This is a genomic window from Streptomyces goshikiensis, from assembly GCF_014650555.1.
GTDB classification, from domain to species: domain Bacteria; phylum Actinomycetota; class Actinomycetes; order Streptomycetales; family Streptomycetaceae; genus Streptomyces; species Streptomyces goshikiensis.
This window is the reverse complement of record NZ_BMVE01000006.1, coordinates 360715-378840: the sequence shown is the minus strand read 5'-3', so window position 1 is coordinate 378840 and position 18126 is coordinate 360715. Positions and strand designations below refer to the sequence as shown.

15 protein-coding genes, 2 tRNA genes and 1 pseudogene are annotated in these 18126 nt (G+C 73.1%); 1 reads left to right on the top strand and 17 read right to left on the bottom strand.

Annotated elements, in window-relative coordinates; genetic code table 11:
• Positions 1-77: 77 nt before the first annotated feature.
• The 13 genes and pseudogenes from IE248_RS20390 to IE248_RS20330 form a co-directional block, all read right to left on the bottom strand.
• A pseudogene (locus IE248_RS20390) lies at positions 78-2471 on the bottom strand (ComEC/Rec2 family competence protein); the annotation flags it as partial.
• Positions 2468-3424, bottom strand: a complete 957-nt coding sequence (locus IE248_RS20385; protein ID WP_190031326.1) for a ComEA family DNA-binding protein — start codon at positions 3422-3424, stop codon at positions 2468-2470. The gene IE248_RS20385 and the pseudogene IE248_RS20390, both read right to left, overlap by 4 nt.
• A 98-nt stretch (positions 3425-3522) precedes the next feature.
• Complete coding sequence (locus IE248_RS20380) at positions 3523-4368, bottom strand: DegV family protein (RefSeq protein ID WP_190031325.1); 846 nt, start codon at positions 4366-4368, stop codon at positions 3523-3525.
• A 176-nt stretch (positions 4369-4544) separates the two neighbouring features.
• The gene (locus IE248_RS20375; RefSeq protein WP_008738906.1) at positions 4545-5273 is read right to left on the bottom strand and encodes a hypothetical protein; all 729 of its coding nucleotides are present in this window, start codon (positions 5271-5273) and stop codon (positions 4545-4547) included.
• 123 nt (positions 5274-5396) lie between these two features.
• On the bottom strand, positions 5397-8279 hold the full coding sequence (gene leuS, locus IE248_RS20370) for a leucine--tRNA ligase (protein ID WP_190031324.1): 2883 nt from the start codon (positions 8277-8279) through the stop codon (positions 5397-5399).
• A gap of 301 nt (positions 8280-8580) precedes the next feature.
• Positions 8581-8653: transfer RNA gene (locus IE248_RS20365), tRNA-Ala, on the bottom strand.
• 131 nt (positions 8654-8784) lie between these two features.
• On the bottom strand, positions 8785-9018 hold the full coding sequence (locus tag IE248_RS20360) for a hypothetical protein (protein ID WP_008738908.1): 234 nt from the start codon (positions 9016-9018) through the stop codon (positions 8785-8787).
• 143 nt (positions 9019-9161) lie between these two features.
• Positions 9162-9234, bottom strand: a tRNA-Ala gene (locus tag IE248_RS20355).
• Between the two features lie 133 nt (positions 9235-9367).
• Complete coding sequence (locus tag IE248_RS20350) at positions 9368-10051, bottom strand: histidine phosphatase family protein (protein WP_008738909.1); 684 nt, start codon at positions 10049-10051, stop codon at positions 9368-9370.
• Positions 10048-10494, bottom strand: coding sequence for a ribosome silencing factor (rsfS, locus tag IE248_RS20345; protein WP_008738910.1), 447 nt, complete (start codon positions 10492-10494; stop codon positions 10048-10050). Before rsfS ends, IE248_RS20350 begins: the two co-directional genes overlap by 4 nt.
• Positions 10495-10602: 108 nt before the next feature.
• Complete coding sequence (locus tag IE248_RS20340; RefSeq protein ID WP_190031323.1) at positions 10603-12285, bottom strand: LCP family protein; 1683 nt, start codon at positions 12283-12285, stop codon at positions 10603-10605.
• Between the two features lie 24 nt (positions 12286-12309).
• Complete coding sequence (gene nadD, locus IE248_RS20335) at positions 12310-12927, bottom strand: nicotinate-nucleotide adenylyltransferase (RefSeq protein ID WP_008738912.1); 618 nt, start codon at positions 12925-12927, stop codon at positions 12310-12312.
• 65 nt (positions 12928-12992) lie between these two features.
• Positions 12993-13160 carry a hypothetical protein gene (locus IE248_RS20330; RefSeq protein ID WP_008738913.1) on the bottom strand — a complete coding sequence of 56 codons (168 nt, stop codon included), beginning with the start codon at positions 13158-13160 and terminating at the stop codon, positions 12993-12995.
• Between the two features lie 140 nt (positions 13161-13300).
• Here IE248_RS20330 and IE248_RS20325 point away from each other — a divergent pair, with 140 nt between their 5' ends.
• Positions 13301-14383 (top strand): M48 family metallopeptidase, encoded by a 1083-nt coding sequence (locus IE248_RS20325; protein WP_008738914.1) that lies wholly within the window; start codon positions 13301-13303, stop codon positions 14381-14383.
• Here IE248_RS20325 and IE248_RS20320 read toward each other — a convergent pair.
• The 4 genes from IE248_RS20320 to IE248_RS20305 all read right to left on the bottom strand — a co-directional run bounded on the left by IE248_RS20320 (position 14367) and on the right by IE248_RS20305 (position 18101).
• A complete protein-coding gene (locus IE248_RS20320) occupies positions 14367-15512 on the bottom strand; it encodes an SCO2583 family membrane protein (RefSeq protein WP_190031322.1) in 1146 nt (381 codons plus the stop codon). The genes IE248_RS20325 and IE248_RS20320 overlap by 17 nt on opposite strands.
• A gap of 69 nt (positions 15513-15581) precedes the next feature.
• A complete protein-coding gene (locus tag IE248_RS20315) occupies positions 15582-16124 on the bottom strand; it encodes an SCO2584 family spore wall biosynthesis protein (RefSeq protein WP_073799456.1) in 543 nt (180 codons plus the stop codon).
• Between the two features lie 76 nt (positions 16125-16200).
• Complete coding sequence (locus tag IE248_RS20310) at positions 16201-17478, bottom strand: glutamate-5-semialdehyde dehydrogenase (protein ID WP_008738917.1); 1278 nt, start codon at positions 17476-17478, stop codon at positions 16201-16203.
• A gap of 170 nt (positions 17479-17648) precedes the next feature.
• On the bottom strand, positions 17649-18101 hold the full coding sequence (locus IE248_RS20305) for a DUF8830 family protein (RefSeq protein ID WP_008738918.1): 453 nt from the start codon (positions 18099-18101) through the stop codon (positions 17649-17651).
• Between the last annotated feature and the right edge of the window lie 25 nt (positions 18102-18126).

Here is an 18126-nt window from a genome sequence, read left to right as displayed (position 1 = left end):
ATGCTGTCGGGTTGTGGGCAAACAGAGCGGTGCGGCCCGGTATGCCCGCGCCGCATCCGGCGCCGTCCGGCCGGAAAGGCCCTCATCCCCGCGCCGCTTCCGGAGATGGCCACGGAGCCGTCCGTATCGGTGCGCAGGACTGTCGCCCCCAAGGCCCGCAGCCGCGCGAGCGTATCCGGTGCGGGGTGCCCGTAGCGATTCCCCGCGCCGACGGGAACGATCGCGATCCGGGGCCTGACCCGGGCCTGCAGGGCCGGGTCCTGGTGCGCGGAACCGTGGTGGGCGACCTTGAGCACATCCACCGGGCCCAGCTCCGGACGGGCCTTCAGCAGGGCCTGCTGGGCGGGTGGTTCGAGATCGCCGAGCAGCAGCAGCGTCAGCCCCGGAGCGCGGACCAGCAGGGCCACGCTCGCGTCGTTCGGGCCGTCCGGCGGCGGGCCCTCGGGCGGCGGCCAGAGCACCTCCCACTCCAGCGGCCCGGCCCGCCGCCGCTCCCCCGCCGACGCCGTGACCACCGGCACACCGGCGGCCGCCGCGGTCCGCCGGACGGACTCCGCCTGCCCGGGCGGCTCCGCCAGGGCGGTGGTCTGAATCACACCCACGGCCCGGCCCCGCAGCACCCCGGAGAGGCCGCCCACGTGATCCGCGTGAAAGTGCGTCAGCAGGAGCAGCGGCACCCGGCGCACCCCCAGGATGCGCAGGCAGTCGTCCACCGGTCCCGGTTCCGGGCCCGCGTCGACCACCAGGGCCGTGCCCGGGCCGACGGCGAGCACCGCGGCATCACCCTGGCCCACGGCGCACTGGACGTAGCTCCAGTCGGGCGGCGGCCAGCCGGTGAGGCCACGGGTGAGCTGCGGCGGCCGCAGCACGGCGAGGAGCAGCAGCAGGGCCACCGCGGCGCAGGCCCACTTCCGGCGGCCGAACCAGCCCCCGAGGCCCACCACGGCCAGCGTGGCGGCGGCCAGCAACAGGCCTCCGGTGACCCCGCCGGGCCAGGCCAGCTCCGCGCCCCGAAACCCCGCCCCGGCGCGCGCCACGGCGGCGATCCACCCGGCCGGCACCCCCGCGCACCAGGCGAGCAGCCGCGCCGCCGACATGCAGAGCGGCGCCGTCGCGAGGGTCGCGAAGCCGAGCACGGTCGCCGGACCCGCCGCGAGCTCCGCCAGCAGGTTGCACGGCACCGCCACGAGGCTCACCCGGGCGGAGATCATCGCGACGACCGGCGCGCACACCGCCTGGGCGGCCGCGGCGGCCCCCAGTGCCTCGGCGAGGCGGGGCCGCACCCCGCGCCGCCGGAGGGCCTCGCTCCACCGGGGCCCGAGGGTCAAGAGGGCCCCGGTGGCCAGGACGGAGAGCAGGAAGCCGTAGCTCCGGGCCAGCCAGGGCTCGTACAGCACGAGGCACAGCACGGCGGCGGCCAGCGCGGGGATCAGGGACCTGCGCCGCCCGGTCGCGAGGGCCAGCAGGGTGACCGCCCCGCAGGCGGCGGCCCGCAGCACGCTCGGCTCCGGCCGGCACACCACCACGAACGCCAGCGTCAGGGCCGCGCCGCTCAGGGCCGTCGCCCGCAGGGAGAGCCCGAGCCGGGGTGCCAGCCCACGCCGCTCCGCGTGCTGGGCGGTGGCCGGGGGCCCGATGAGCAGGAACAGGACCACGGTCAGGTTGGAGCCCGACACAGCCAGCAGGTGCAGCAGGTCGGTCGCCCGAAACGCCTCGTGCAGGTCGGGCGGGACCCGTGAGGTGTCCCCGACCACCAGCCCGGGCAGCAGGGCCCTGGCATCCGCCGGGAGCCCCTCGGTGGCGGTGCGCAGCCCGGCCCGCAGGCTCCCCGCGACGCGCTGCGCGGCGTCGGGGCCGCCTCTCACCCCGGGCGGGGTGCCGCCCGGCGGCCGGACCAGCGCGACGGCCCGCTCCCCGCCCCGGGCCGGGGCCAGCCGGGCGACGACCGCCACCCGCGTCGAGGGCTGTAGCCGGGCCCAGTCGGGATGCCCGGCCAGGACGCGTACCGGGGTCTCGACCCGGGTCCGCGACCCGTCGGGCTCGGTCACCCGGGTCACCACCGCGTCCAGCATCAGCAGCGGCGGCCCCTGCCCGCCGCCGACGGTGCGCGGGTCGGAGGCGACGGTGAGCTCCAGGGACACCCGGGCGTGCTCCCGGGCCAGCGCCTCCACCGGCCCGGCCCGTGCCTCGGCCCGCTGGAGTCCCGCCACCCCGGCCGCCGCGGCGGCGCACAGCAGGGCCGCGGCGGCGGCCGTGGCGGGCCGCCACGGGGACCGCGGGCTTCGACGGCAGCCGGCCAGCATCAGCAGTCCCGCGCCGGTCACGCCCAGCCCCACCCCGGCAGCGGTCCAGCCGGCCGGCGCGTCGAGCGCGAGGGCCGCCGCCACCCAGGCGGCCACGGCCGGCGCCACGAGCCGCAGGTCCGCCGGGGCGCTCTCCGGGCCCGGCCCCCGCGCCCCCGGGCCGTTCACGGCCGCACCAGCTTGCGGAGGTCGGCGAAGCGGCGCTCGCCGATGCCGTTCACCTGGCGGAGGTCCTCCACCGACCGGAAGCCCCCGCGCGCGGTGCGGAAGTCCACGATGTGCTGCGCGAGCACGGGGCCCACGCCGGGCAGGCCGTCCAGTTGATCGACGGTGGCACTGCCGAGGCTCAGCGGCCCGGCCCCCGGCCCGGAAGCGCCCGGGACCGGCGGCGCGGGGGCGCCGACGAGTACCTGCTCGCCGTCCACCAGCACCCGGGCCCGGTTCAGCCCGCCGGTGTCCGTACCCGGGCGCACTCCCCCGGCGGCGGCCAGCGCGTCCTCCACGCGGGACCCGGCGGGCAGCCGGCGGATCCCGGGGTCCCGGACCTTGCCGCTGACGTCCACCACGATCCGGCTGCCCCCGGCCCCGGGGGCCGGTGTCGGCGCCGACACCGGCGCCGACACCGGGGCGACCACGGCCGGCGCGGTCACCGGCTGCGGGCGGCCCGACCAGTACTGCTGCGCGGCGAACCCGACGGCGGCGACGAGCACCACCCCCACGGCGGCCACCGCCCGCGGCTCCACCCCGCACCGGGCCTGCAGCCACATCGGCAGCCGCTCCCGCACGGCAAGGCTCCGGGGCACCCGGGCGGCCGGCGCGGGCTGCTCCGCCGGCTCCGGAGGCGGTGCCACGGGCGGCGCGGCAGCGGCAGCGGCGCGTAAGAGAGCGGGCTCGGCCACAGGCTCCACGGGCTCCGGAGGCGGCGGGGCGGGACGCGGCGGGGCGGGCTCACCGCCGCCCAGCAGGGCCTCGGCCCGGCGCCGCATCGCGACGGGATCGGGGTGCGGATCCGCACCCCGGCGGGCACCGCCGCGATGCCGCAGTCGGCCGTCGGAGAGGGGGCGGCGGCCGGGGCCACTGGTGGCGCCGGCCGGTCGGGGAGTACGCGTTCGAGTCGTCATGCCACGACGGTAGGGGCCGCTCCCGATCCCCGTTCGGACCCCTCAATTCCGGTGGATGACCACCGCGTTGTGGATATCCCGGCCACCCGTTCCGGTGATCAGCGGGGGGACACGACCGCCGCGAGCAGGCCCGGCCCGGTGTGCGCGCCGATCACCGCGCCGACCTCGCTGACGTGCAGCTCGACCAGGCCGGGGATGCGCTCGCGCAGCCGCTGCGCCAGCTTCTCGGCCCGCTCCGGGGCCGCCAGGTGGTGCACGGCGACGTCCACGCTGGCCGTGCCCGCCCGCTCGACGGCGAGTTCCTCCAGGCGGGCGATGGCCTTCGAGGCCGTGCGCACCTTCTCCAGCATCTCGATCCGCCCGCCGTCCAGCGTCAGCAGCGGCTTCACCGCGAGGGCCGAGCCGAGCAGGGCCTGCGCGGCGCCGATCCGGCCGCCGCGGCGGAGGTAGTCGAGGGTGTCGACGTAGAAGTACGCGGACATGTCGGCGGCGCGCTTCTCGGCGGCGGCCACGGCCTCGTCGACGGAACCGCCGGCCTCGGCCGCCTCGGCGGCGGCGAGCGCGCAGAAGCCGAGGGCCATCGCGACCATGCCGGTGTCGACGACGCGCACCGGTACGGAGGCCGTCTTGGCGGCGACCACGGCGGCGTCGTAGGTGCCGGAGAACTCGGCGGACAGGTGCAGGCTCACGATGCCCGTGGCCCCCCCGTCGGCGGCCGCCCGGTAGGCGCGTACGAACATCTCCGGACTGGGGCGCGAGGTGGTGACGGACCTGCGCTTCTGCAGGGCCACGGCGAGGCTGCGGGCCGAGATCTCGGTGCCCTCCTCCAAGGCCTCGTCGCCGAGCACCACGGTGAGGGGGACGGAGGTGATCCCGTGCCGCGCCATCGCCGGGTGGGGCAGGTAGGCCGTGGAATCGGTGACGATCGCGACATGGCGGGACATGAGCCGGAGGTTACCGCCCGTGGCGGTCCGACGGCAGCCCGGGCCCACCCGAACCGGCACACACGCCTCACGCGCCCCCGGGGCAACCCGAACCCGCGTCCGAGCGAAATCGGTCGCCGGGCACCCGGCTCGGCCCCGGCCCCGGCCCCGGCCCGGTCAGCGCCCGGACCGCCGCCTCAGGTCGTGGCCTCGGGGCGCGGCGTCTTCTGCCACGGGTACGAGGGCGCCGGGGCGGACGGTTTCAGCGCCGCCGGGCCCGGCTCCGCCTGCGCGCCCCGGCCCGGAGCAGCCCCCGGCGGGGTCTGCGCCGCGTCCCAGGCGGCCGCGGCGGCCGCCAGGTCGTCCGCCGGCTCCCGCGACCAGTCCCGCAGCGCCCCCGACTCGACCTCGATCTGATCGGACAGCGACGACAGCTCATCCGCGGAGAAGCGGCGCGCCCGCTCCCGCGCGGCCCAGCGCAGCGAATCCGCCGACTGCTTGATCTTGGCGGCACGTTCCCGCAGCTCGGGGAGCATCTCGGCGGTCCGCTTGCGGTCCGGTTCCTGTTCCAGGCGCCGCAGCTCGTCATCCAGCTCGCGGCCGTGCGCGCTCAGCCGCTCGAACAGCCCAATGGACTCCTTCAGCGAGGGGTCGGAGCGCACCCCGTCCTGCAGGGCCTGCTGCGTGGCCCGCATCGACGTCCGCAGGTCCAGGCGCAGCTGTGCCAGCGACGCCGTGACCCCGATCTGGCCGAGGCTCTTGGCCTTCAGGGTGGTGTCCTCGACGGTCCGGCGGGCCTGCGTGATCGTCCGGTCCACGCCGCGCTTCGCCGCGCCGACCGCCTTCGTCGTGGCCCATGCCCCCAGACCCAGGAAGGCGAACAGCATCAAGAGGGCAAAGATGATGACCAACGCTCCGGCCTCCATGAGGCTCCCCTTCCCCTGCCTTTTTCCGTCCCCTCCACCGTAAACGCCACGGGCAGGTTGGGGGTTCCCATCGAACCCCCAACCTGCCCGTACGGGATCACCCTCAGAGGGCCCCTAAAGCGGTCACACGACGATGTTCACCAGCTTGGGCGCGCGTACGATCACCTTGCGGATCTCCGCACCGCCCAGCGCCGCCACGACCGCCTCGTCGCCCAGCGCCAGCTTCTCCAGGTCGCCCTCGGAGATCGTCGGCGGCACCTCCAGCCGTGCCTTGACCTTGCCCTTGATCTGCACCACGCAGGTCACGGTCTCGTCCACGACGTACGCCGGGTCCGCGACCGGGAAGTCCTGGTGCACCACCGAATCGCCGTGCCCCAGCCGCTGCCACAGCTCCTCCGCGATGTGCGGGGCCAGCGGCGCGATCAGCAGCACCAGCCGCTCCGCCACGGACCGCTCCAGCGGCCGGCCCGCCTTCGTCAGCGCGTTGTTCAGCTCGGTGATCTTCGCGATGGCGGTGTTGAACCGCAGCGCCGCCAGGTCCGCGCCGGCCCCGTCGATCGCCTTGTGCAGCGCGCGCAGCGTGTCCTCGGCGGGCTCGGCGTCGACGACCGTCACCGCGCCCGTCTCCTCGTCCACGATGTTGCGCCACAGGCGCTGCAGCAGCCGGTACTGGCCCACCACGGCCCGGGTGTCCCACGGACGCGAGACGTCCAGCGGGCCCATGGCCATCTCGTACAGGCGCAGCGTGTCGGCGCCGTACTCCTCGCAGATCTCGTCGGGCGTGACGGCGTTCTTCAGGGACTTGCCCATCTTGCCCAGCTCGCGCTTGACCGGCTCGCCCTCGAAGAAGAACTTGCCGTCGCGCTCCTCGACCTCGGTGGCCGTGACCGGGAACCCGCGCTCGTCGCGGTAGACGTACGCCTGGATCATGCCCTGGTTGAACAGCTTGTGGAACGGCTCGACCGAGGAGACGTGGCCCAGGTCGAACAGCACCTTGGACCAGAAGCGCGCGTACAGCAGGTGCAGCACCGCGTGCTCGGCGCCGCCCACGTACAGGTCGACGCCGCCGTGCGGCTGACCCTCGCGGGGACCCATCCAGTACTGCTCGATCTCCGGGTCCACCAGGGCCGACGCGTTGTTCGGGTCCAGGTAGCGCAGCTCGTACCAGCAGGAGCCGGCCCAGTTCGGCATGGTGTTGGTCTCGCGGCGGTACGAGCGCACGCCGCGCCCGTCGCCCAGGTCCAGCTCCACGTTGACCCAGTCGGCCTTGCGCGACAGCGGGGTCTCCGGCTGCGACAGCGCGTCGTCCGGCTCGAAGGTGCGCGGCGAGTAGTCCTCGACCTCGGGCAGCTCCAGCGGCAGCATCGACTCGGGCAGCGAGTGCGCGACGCCGTCCTCGTCGTAGACGATCGGGAAAGGCTCGCCCCAGTACCGCTGGCGGCTGAACAGCCAGTCGCGCAGACGGAAGTTGACGGTGCCCTCGCCGATGCCGCGCTCGGCCAGCCAGTCGGTGATGGCGGCCTTGGCCTCGGCGACGCCCAGGCCGTCCAGGGAGATGCCCTCGCCGGCCGAGTTGACCAGCTCCGCGTCGTAGGAGACGAACGCCGCGTCCCATTCGGCCGGGTCGGTCCCGCGGCCGTCGGTCGGCTGGACGACGCAGCGCATCGGCAGCTCGAACGCGCGCGCGAACTCGAAGTCGCGGCTGTCGTGCGCGGGGACGGCCATGATCGCGCCGGTGCCGTAGCCCATCAGCACGTAGTCGGCGATGAAGACCGGGACCTTCGCGCCGCTGACCGGGTTGAGGGCGTACTCGCCGGTGAAGACGCCGGTCTTGTCCTTGGCCTCGGCCTGCCGCTCGACGTCGGACTTCGAGGCGGCCTGCTTGCGGTACGCCGCGACGGCCTCCGCCGGGGTGGCGTGCCCGCCGGTCCACACGTCGTGGGTGCCCTCGGGCCAGGCGGCCGGGATGAACTTGTCGACCAGCGGGTGCTCGGGGGCCAGCACCATGTAGGTGGCGCCGAACAGGGTGTCGGGGCGGGTGGTGAAGACGGTGATCGCGTCCTCGCCCAGCGCGAAGTCGACGCGCGCGCCCTCGCTGCGGCCGATCCAGTTGCGCTGCTGCAGCTTGATGGCCTCGGGCCAGTCCAGCGCGTCCAGGTCGTCCAGCAGGCGGTCCGCGTAGGCGGTGATCCGCATGTTCCACTGGCTCAGCTTGGCCTTGAAGACGGGGAAGTTGCCGCGCTCGGACCGGCCGTCCGCGGTGACCTCCTCGTTGGCCAGGACGGTGCCCAGGCCCGGGCACCAGTTGACGGGCGCGTCGGAGGCGTACGCCAGCCGGTACTCGTTCAGTACGTCGGCCCGCTCGCCGGCGGTCAGGTCCGCCCAGGCGCGGCCGCCCGCGACGCCGGCCGGGACCTCACGGGAGCCGTCCTCGAAGGCGGCGATCAGCTCGGCGATCGGCCGGGCCTTCTTCGCGTCCGCGTCGTACCAGGAGTTGTAGATCTGCAGGAAGATCCACTGGGTCCACTTGTAGTAGTCCGGGTCGATCGTCGCGAACGACCGGCGCTTGTCGTGGCCCAGGCCCAGGCGGCGCAGCTGGACCTTCATGTTCTCGATGTTCGCCTCGGTCGACACGCGCGGGTGCGTGCCGGTCTGCACGGCGTACTGCTCGGCCGGCAGGCCGAAGGCGTCGAAGCCCAGGGTGTGCAGGACGTTGTGGCCGGTCATCCGCTGGTGGCGGGCGTAGACGTCGGTGGCGATGTACCCGAGCGGGTGGCCGACGTGCAGGCCCGCACCGGAGGGGTACGGGAACATGTCCATGATGAACTTCTTGGGCCGCGCGACGGCCTCGGGGTCCCCGGCCAGGTCACCGGTCGGGTTCGGCGCCTCGTACGTGCCCCGCGCGTCCCATACGTCCTGCCAGCGTGCCTCGATGTCGGCGGCCATGGCAGCCGTGTAGCGGTGCGCCTCGGCCGCCTCGGGGGCCGGGGTGTTCGTCTCGCTCATGATTTCTGAAGCTCCATCGATCGTCTCTGCCGTCTCTGCCTGCCCAAACGAAAAAACCCCTCGCACAGGAGGGGGCGCCGCGCCGGTGCCGACCGTCTCGAAGGGTCGGCGCTGATCAGCGCGGCTCGGTAAGCAGAAGGCGTACGGCACGCATGGCGTCAGGGTACCGCAGCGGCCCCTTCCGACGCTCGGCCGTTCCACCCGTCGACACGGGACACAGCGGAAGCGGAAGCAGGACACGGCGGAAGCGGGACACAACGAGAAGCGGGCCATCCGATCCGGGTGGCCCGCTTCTTCACTGTGGAGCTAAGGAGAATTGAACTCCTGACCTCCTGCATGCCATGCAGGCGCTCTACCAACTGAGCTATAGCCCCTTGTTGTGCTTGCCGCTTCGGTTTCCCTTGCCGGTTCCCCTTGGCGACATCCCAAACATTACACGGTCATGGCCCTGGTCCAAAAATCGGTTTCCGCCGACCAGAGACCATGTCCGATTTGAGACAAGTTGTCACGCTCTCGCGAACTGATAGAACCGCTTGAGCGTGCAGTGCTCGTCGAGCAGCCGCCCATAGATCGGCTCCCCTTCCAGCTCACGGTACGTCTCGATCGGGTCGCCTTTTATGATCAGCGCCCGCGCGCATTCCTCGCACCAGTACTGGTAGTCGGGGTTGACCGGGTCCATGTCCCGCACGATCGGCGTGCCGTTGTTGCACCAGTCGCACCGCCGCCGGTGTGCACCCATCCGTCAGCGACTCCCTCCCGCGTCGGGCCGTCGTGTCCCCCTCCGGCCGTCCGATTCTGCCATGACGTTACGGGGCGGGTCAGCCAGCACAAAAGGAACAAACGCAAGGATCCCGCCCCCTGTTGGGGACGGGATCCTGATTGTGGAGCTAAGGAGAATTGAACTCCTGACCTCCTGCATGCCATGCAGGCGCTCTACCAACTGAGCTATAGCCCCGCTCTCCGCCGCGCTCCCCCCGTTTCCGGTGTTCTGCGCTGCGAACAAGAAGAACTCTAGCCTGCGACCAGCCGGAAAGTGAAATCCGGGTGGGAGCCCCGGCCCGGCGCCGCCGGAGGCCTCGCGAGAGGCCTCAGTCGTCGTCGCCGAGGACGGGCTCCGGCAGCGTGCCGGCGTTGTGCTCCATCAGGCGCCAGCCGCGCGCGCCCTCGCCGAGGACGGACCAGCAGCAGTTGGAGAGCCCGCCCAGGCCCTCCCAGTAGGAGGACTCCAGTCCGAGCAGCCTGCCGATGGTCGTACGGATGGTGCCGCCGTGGCTGACCACGACGAGCGTCCCGCCGGCCGGCAGCCGGTCGGCGTGCGCCAGCACCACCGGCGCGGCCCGGTCGGCGACTTCGGTCTCCAGCTCGCCGCCGCCGCGGCGCACGGGCTCGCCGCGCTTCCACGCCGCGTACTGCTCGCCGTACTTCCCGAGGATCTCGTCGTGCGTGAGGCCCTGCCACTCACCGGCGTACGTCTCGCGCAGCGCCTCGTCGTGCTCCACGGGCAGGCCCGTGACCGCGGCCAGCTCGGCGGCCGTCGCGGCGGCCCGCTGGAGGTCGGAGGCCACGATGGCGTCCGGCTTCAGCGAGGCGAGCAGCCGGGCGGCGCGGCGCGCCTGCGCCACACCCGTCTCGGTCAGCTCGATGTCCGTGGAGCCCTGGAAGCGGCGCTCCAGGTTCCACGAGGTCTGGCCGTGCCGCCAAAGGACGATCTTCCGGCCGGTCCGGCCGTCCCCCTCGGTCCCGGCGGTCGTGCCGGTGCTCGGCGCGCTCAGAACAGATCACCGTCCAGTTCGTCGTCGCCCTGTGCCTCACGCAGCTTGGCGTGCTCCTCGGCCTTGCCCTTGGTGAGCTTGGCGTCCTCGGGCAGGTCGATCTCGGGGCAGTCCTTCCACAGGCGCTCCAGCGCGTAGAAGACCCGCTCCTCGCTGTGCTGCACGTGCACGACGATGTCGATGTAGTCGAGGAGGATCCAGCGGGCGTCGCGGTCGCCCTCGCGGCGCACCGGCTTGGCGCCGAGCTCCTTGAGCAGGCGCTCCTCGATCTCGTCCACGATCGACTTGACCTGGCGGTCGTTGGGGGCCGAGGCGAGCAGGAAGGCGTCGGTGATCGACAGCACGTCGCTGACGTCGTACGCGATGATGTCGTGCGCGAGCCGGTCGGCCGCGGCCTGGGCGGCGGCGGTGATGAGCTCGATGGAGCGGTCCGTGGCGGTCACTGGCCATGCTTTCGGGTTGGCGGGCAGATCCTTACAAGGGTCTCATGTACCGCCATCGCCGCCCGCGCGGAAGGTCCCGCGCGGGCGGCGATCCAGCCCTATGCCTGGTCAGGACGGTTTGTAGTCCTTGCCCAGGGTCACCACGACGTCCGCGTTCACGGCGTTCTCGCCCTTCTTCACGGCCGTCTCGGCCAGCCCGAGCGTCTTGGCGACCTCGACCGCCCGCTCCCGCTGCGCGTCGTCCTGGTAGGTGATCTGCGAGGCGGCCTGGGTCTTGTCGGCCTTGCCGCCGTCCACGAAGGTGTAGCCGCCGTTCAGCAGCGCCGCCTTCGCCGTGACCTGCGTCTTGTCGTCGCCGGTGGCGTCCCTGAGCCCGACCCGGGGGGACGCGGCGCTCTGCGCGGCCGTGAAGTTGCCGCCGAGGATCTCCTTGACGACCGTCTTGTTGGCCTCGTCGGTGAGGGAGCCGTCCGCCTTCACGGCGAGCAGCTCGGTGCGGTAGTCGCCGACCTTCGCGTGCTCGCCGATCCTGGACAGCATGGCGCCGAGGGTCTGGGCATTCAGCGCGGGGTCCAGGATCTGGCCCATGCTCTCGACGGTCACGGCCGCCGCCTTGGGGTCGCCGGGGATCTTGCGCAGGACCGCGTACAGCACGCCGCCCGTTCGCTGGAGCTGCTTGGCCTCCGGCTCGCCCTGGGCGCGGTACGTGGCGTACGCGACGGCCATCGCCCCGCTGAGGTGCTGCTTCTTGCCCTGGGCCACGGCCGGGGTCTTGGCCTTGTCGTCGGCCGGGACCGCGGCGTCGGTGTCGACGTCGATGCCGCCGACCAGCTCGACGAGGCGCTCCAGGAAGGGGGTGTCCAGCCGCCAGGTGCCGCCGATGTCGGTGCCGAGCACGGTGTCGAGGGACTCGCTGGTGCCGATGCCGCCCTCCTCGACCGCCTTGCCGAGGGCCAGGCCGGTGCCGTCCTGCCGCGGGACGGTGAGGGTGTTCGGGAGCAGGACGGTGGCGCCCTGCTTCGTGGTGACGTTGTCGACGAGCAGCGCCGTGGAGGTGCCGCCCTTCTTGGTGTTGTGCAGGTGGACGACGATCATGTCGCGCTTCTGCGCCCCGCCGGCGGCCGCGGCGCCCTTCTTGCTGCCCGGGCCGTCGAGGAACGGCAGCTTGCCCGCGTACCAGAGGTAGCCGGCGCCGCCGACGACGAACAGGGCGAGGACGACGATCAGCGCCACCACGCGGTTGCGGCCGCGGCGGCGGGCCTCCTCACGGCGTTCGGTCCGGCTCTCGGTGAAGGCGAGCCAGTCGATGACGTCTTCGGATTCCTCGTCGGGCTGGTCGATGAACGCGAACTGCTCGGTGCGGTAGTCGCCGTCCGGCCCGGCGTCGGCGGCCCGGCGCGGTTCCGGGACCTGTGCGGCCTGCCGGGGCGCCGGTGCCGGTTCCGGGGCCGGGGCCGGTTCGGCCGCCTGGGGCTCGGGGGCCATCTGCTGCGGGATCCACTGCTGTGCCTGCTGGGTCTGCGGGGCCTGCTGGCCCTCGTAGCCGTATCCGTAGCCCGGGTCGGCGGCCGGCTGGGGGTAGTCCTGGGCGGCCGGCTGCTGCTGGTCGTAGCCCTGGTAGTCGTACCCGTACTGCTGTTCGTACGTCTGCTCGTACTGCTGCGGGGCCTGGGCCTGGGCGGCGGACTGCGCGGGCACCTGGCCGTACACCGGTCGCCCGTACGCGTCGTAGCCGATGAGCTGCTGCTCCTGGGCGGCGTACGGGTCGTACGGCTGCTGTCGGTCGTTCACCGCGGGACCCCTCTCTCCGGAAGCTCAGGCTCCCCGGTACAGCTCACGCTTGTCGATGTAACGCACGACGCCGTCCGGCACCAGATACCAGACGGGGTCCGCGTTGGCCACCCGCTCGCGGCAGTCCGTCGACGAGATCGCCAGCGCGGGCACCTCGACCAGCGAGACGCCGCCCTCGGGCAGTCCGTCGTCGGTGAGCAGGTGGCCGGGGCGGGTGACGCCGATGAAGTGGGCGAGCGAGAAGAGCTCGTCGGCGTTTCGCCAGGTCAGGATCTGAGCGAGGGCATCGGCGCCGGTGATGAAGAACAGGTCGGCGTCTGCGTTGAGGGCGCTCAGGTCCCGCAGGGTGTCGATCGTGTACGTCGGGCCGCCGCGGTCGATGTCGATGCGGCTCACCGAGAACTGGGGGTTCGAGGCCGTGGCGATGACCGTCATGAGGTAGCGGTCCTCGGCGGGCGACACGGCCCCCTGGGACTTCTGCCACGGCTCGCCGGTCGGTACGAACACCACCTCGTCGAGGTGGAAAAGGGCGGCCACCTCACTGGCGGCCACCAGGTGTCCGTGGTGGATCGGATCGAACGTCCCGCCCATCACTCCGAGCCGGCGCTTGACCGGGCCGGTAGGCACTTCCTGCTCTCCCATGAGCGCAGAGCCTACTGGCCCGGCGGGGCGGCCCGGACCCTCGGATCGAGCGTGCGCGACGCGCTCTAGCGGTCGCGGTTCAGGCGCGTGGTCACCCACAGCATGAAGATCAGGATGAAGAACGCGCCGCCGCCGGTCAGGTACGGGCTGAGGCTGTCGTGGTTGCCGCCGTGCTGCTCGGCCCCCTCCGAGGCGAGGACGACCAGGTTGTGGGCGGTGGAGGAGAGGCTCATCAGGCTGATACCTATCGAGTCGGGGAGCGGGCGGAGACTTCGCTCACATCGTATGCGGGGGCCCGGGGCACGCTCACGCCGACTCAGGCGTTGGAGAGGATAGACGCACGCGAAGCAGGCTGATCTAGGGGGAGGGCGCAATGACGGACACGGGATTCGAGAAGGCACCGGCGCGGGATCGCAGGAGGTTCCCCGGTATCTCCTCGCGGGCGTACGAGCATCCGGCGGACCGCTCGGCGCTGGTGGCGCTGCGCAAGCTGAGCGGGTTCGACACGGTGTTCAAGGCCCTGAGCGGGCTGCTGCCGGAGCGGAGCCTGCGGCTACTGTTCCTGTCGGACTCGGTGCGGGTGGGCGAGACCCAGTTCGCGCACCTGCACACGATGCTGCGGGACGCCTGTTACATCCTGGACCTGGAGAAGGTCCCGCAGATGTACGTCCAGCAGGACCCGAAGCCGAACGCCATGTGCATCGGGCTGGACGAGCCGATCATCGTGGTGACGACGGGCCTGGTCGAGCTGCTCGACGAGGAGGAGATGCGGGCGGTCGTGGGCCACGAGGTGGGCCACGCGCTGTCGGGGCACTCCGTGTACCGCACGGTCCTGCTGTTCCTGACGAACCTCGCGCTGCGGGTGGCGTGGATCCCGCTGGGCAATGTGGCGATCACCGCGATCGTCACCGCGCTGCGGGAGTGGTTCCGCAAGTCGGAGCTGTCCGCGGACCGGGCCGGGCTGCTGGTGGGGCAGGACGTGACGGCCTCGATGCGGGGGCTGATGAAGATGGCGGGCGGCAACCACCTCCACGAGATGAACGTGGACGCCTTCCTGGCCCAGGCCGACGAGTACGAGAAGAGCGGTGACCTGCGCGATTCCGTGCTGAAGATCCTCAATGTGCTGCCGCGTACGCACCCCTTCACCACGGTCCGGGCGGCCGAGCTGAACAAGTGGTCGCAGAGCCGGGACTACCAGCGGATCATGGACGGCCACTACCCGCGGCGCGAGGACGACAAGGACGCCTCGGTGTCGGACTCCTTCCGGGAGTCGGCCTCGCACTACGCGGACGCGGTGCGCAGCAGCAAGGACCCGCTGTTCAAGCTGGTCGGCGACATCGCGGGCGGCGCGGCGGACGTGGGCGGCAAGCTCCGCGACAAGTTCACCGGGGCCGCCGGGTCCGGGGGCGCCGGCGGCGCCGAGGGCAAGGGCGGAGCCGCTACGGGGCAGGGCTGACGGGCTCGGTCTCGGGCGGCGGCGTCGCGAGGACTCCGCACAGACCGGCCGCGCGCCGGGGGTGGCCGCTGGCGTACGGGTCGCTCGCGGCCGGGCCGACGGTGGTGGGGCCGGTGCCCGCGGTGAGCGGGCGGAAGCCGGCCGCCGGGTCGGCGGAGCAGTCCTGCGGCCCGGCCATCACATAGGCCGAGGCCAGCTCCGCGCGGCGGGCCGTGAGGTCCTCCCGGTCGAAGCGCAGCCGCAGCTCGCGGCGGACGGTGAAGAGCGAGGCGCCGTCGGCGGCGACTCCGGTCACGGAGGCGGGCCGGACCGCGTACACGAAGGTGTGGTCGCTGGTCACCTGGAGGACGTCGGGGGCCACTTCCTCGTAGCCCAGGGTGCCGCTCACCCGGACGCGGGAGTCGGCCAGGACGGTGGTCGCGGGGTCGAAGCGGACGAGCCAGCCCGTCGCGGCGTACCGCCCGTCGCCCGAGGGCGAGGTCATGCTGCGGTCGAACTGGGCCAGCTGGTCGGGGTCGAGCAGTACCCGCACCGGCCGGGTGGCGGCGCCGGACAGCACGTCCGGGTCGAGCGAGGACTGCACCAGGTAGTCCTTGGCGATGGACAGCGCGGCGCCGACCTGCCCGTCGGTGAAGTGCTGGGTGCGGCGCACCGCGGGCATGGTGATCCCGGCCGCCCCGACGCGGTACTGGGCGGCGGGGCTCTTCGCGTACAGCTCGGCGGGCTTCCCGCCGGGTACGACGGCGGCCGGCGCGAGCGGGACGACGGTGCTGGCGAGCGGTTCGGCGCCGCCTCCGGGCACGGGCACGTACGGGTTGCGCAGGCCCATGTAGACGGCCACGGCGAAGGCGGTGGCGATGAGCAGTACGAGCAGCATGCCCTGGCGGGCGCCCCGCCCGGGGCTTGCCGAGCGGGAGCCGCCGGAGCCCGCGCCCGACCAGATCGAGCGGCTGCGTACGGCCCGGGCGTGCTCGCCCATGCGTTCCTGGGCGGAGTACTCCTGGATCCGGGCAGCGCGGACGAAGTCCTCGTCGAACACGATCGACCGGTACTCGTCCGGGCGGAATTCGTCGTCACCCCCTCCGATGTTCTCGGGGGTGCCGTTGGGTGGGTCTCCTGGAACGGCCATCGCTTCTCCCCGCTGTCCCCGCTTCAGAGAAGCCCCCGGCTCCGGCGTATGCGAGTGGGGTCGTTACCTTCAGGGTTGGCGGACTGCGGGGTAGGTAAACGCTCCTGCCCCGGTGACTTCCCCGAGCGGAGTACTGGCGGGCGCCGGTGCGGGTTCCGCGGACCCCGAGGCGCTGCGGTAGACGGCGCTGAAGGCGAGCGCGACCATGCCGAGGCCCATCACGCAGGCGAGCACCCAGGCGACGGGGCGCAGCCACGGGGAGCGGCCCCGGTAGGGGCGCAGGCTGCCGCCGTAGGCCCCGTACGGGCCGTCGGGGCCGAGGTGGCCCGGTTCCTGGTCCCAGCCGCGGTCGTCGAGGCCGTACCCGTACCCGTAGGGGTCGTGGTCCTCGTCTCCCGGCCAGCCTCCGGCGACGGCGCGGGCGGCTTCCGCTTCCGCGCGCGCCCGGTCGGCGGCCCGCTGGCGCTCTGCGGCGCTCGGTTCATGGATCTCGGCGTTCCGGACGAAGTCCTCGTCGAACACCACGGAGGCGAAGTCCTCTTCCGCGCCTCCGCGGTCGTCGTTGGGCTCCCCGTCGTCCGGGAACGGCTTGCCCCCCACGTCGTCCGGCACAGGGCCAGCCTAGACCTGGGGGGCTGCTTTGGGCAGGGTGTGGGCCGAATCCGGCCACACGTTGTTCGGGTTCCGGCTACCGGATGTGACCGTCGCCGGTGACGATGTACTTGGTGGAGGTGAGCTCCGGAAGGCCCATCGGGCCGCGGGCGTGCAGCTTCTGCGTGGAGATTCCGATCTCGGCGCCGAAGCCGAACTGGCCACCGTCGGTGAACCGGGTGGAGGCGTTCACGGCGACCGTGGTCGAGTCGACCAGTTGGGTGAACCGGCGCGCCGCGGCCTGCGAGGTGGTGACGATCGCCTCGGTGTGGCCGGAGGTCCAGCGCCGGATGTGGGTGACGGCGTCGTCGAGGGAGTCCACGACGGCGGCGGCGATGTCGTACGAGAGGTACTCGGCGGCCCAGTCCTCGTCGGTGGCGGGCAGCGCGGTGGCCTTGGTGTGCTCGGCGGCCGCGAGGACGCGGGCGTCGCCGTGGACGGTGACGCCGGCGTCGGCGAGGGCGTCGAGGGCGCGCGGCAGGAAAGCGTCGGCGATGTCGCGGTGGACGAGGAGCGTCTCGGCGGAGTTGCAGACGGAGGGCCGCTGGGCCTTGGAGTTGACGAGGATGTCCACGGCCATGTCGAGGTCGGCCTGTGCGTCCACGTAGACGTGGCAGTTTCCGGTACCGGTCTCGATGACCGGAACGGTGGACTCCTCGACGACGGTCTTGATGAGGGAGGCGCCGCCGCGCGGGATCAGGACGTCGACGAGGCCGCGGGCGCGCATCAGCTCTCGGACGGAGTCGCGGGACTCGCCGGGGACGAGCTGGATCGCGTCGGCGGGGATGCCGGCGGATTCGATGGCGTCGCGGAGGATCTCGACGAGCGCCGCGTTGGAGGCGTAGGCGGAGGAGCTGCCGCGCAGCAGGACCGCGTTGCCGGACTTGAGGCAGAGGGCGGCGGCGTCGACGGTGACGTTGGGGCGGGCCTCGTAGATGATGCCGACGACGCCGAGCGGGACGCGGATCTGGCGGAGGTCGATGCCGTTGGGGAGGGTCGAGCCGCGGACGACCTCGCCGACGGGGTCGGGGAGGGCGACGACGTCGCGGACGTCGGAGGCGATGGCCGCGACGCGCTCGGGGGTGAGGGTGAGGCGGTCGATGACGGTCTCGCTGGTGCCGGCCGCGCGGGCCTTGTCGGTGTCGACGGCGTTGGCGGCGACGATCTCGGCCGTACGGGCCTCCAGGGCGTCCGCGATGGCCAGCAGCGCCGTGTCCTTGGCGGACCGCGGGAGTGGGGCGATGGCGGCGGCGGCCGTGCGGGCGCGGTGTGCGGTGGCGAGGACGGGCGAGGTCGTGGCATCGAGCGAGGTCATGCGGCCAGGGTAAGCCCCGGCCCGGCCCCCGCCGATGGCCTTCCACCCCGCGAGACGGCTCCGCCCGCCGCCGCGCGGGCTTCTCTTCCCGCCCCGCCCCTTCTCGGTATCCCGGGCTCCGCCCGGACCCGGTCCTCAGGCGCCGGACGGGCCTACATGGCCCGGCGGGGCTAGTACGGGTGCACGCCCACCGGGTGCGCCGGGGGCGGGCCGTAGCCCTCGGCCACGCGTTGGTGGTAGGTGGCGCGGTCGATGACCTCCAGGCCGACGATCTCCCACGGCGGGAGCTTCGCCGACGAGCGGTGCTCGCCCCACAGGCGCAGGGCGACGGCGGCCGCGTCGTGCAGGTCGCGGGCCTCCTCCCAGTACCGGATCTCCGCGTGGTCGTCCGCGTAGCGACTGGTCAGCAGGAAGGGGTGGTCGTACGCGAGCTGCTCCAGCCCGCGCCGCACCTCGGACAGCGGCGCCGGCTTGCCGGAGACGCTCAGGGTGACGTGCCAGAGGCGGGTGGCGTCGTGCTCTTCCCCGCCTCCGCCGCCGTCACCGTCCCCGGTGCCGACGCTGGTCAGCGCTCGTCCCACCAGCCGCCTCCTGTCTGCGCTACGCGTGTCCGCCCCACACAGTTGACCAGTCCCACGGCCACCGCGC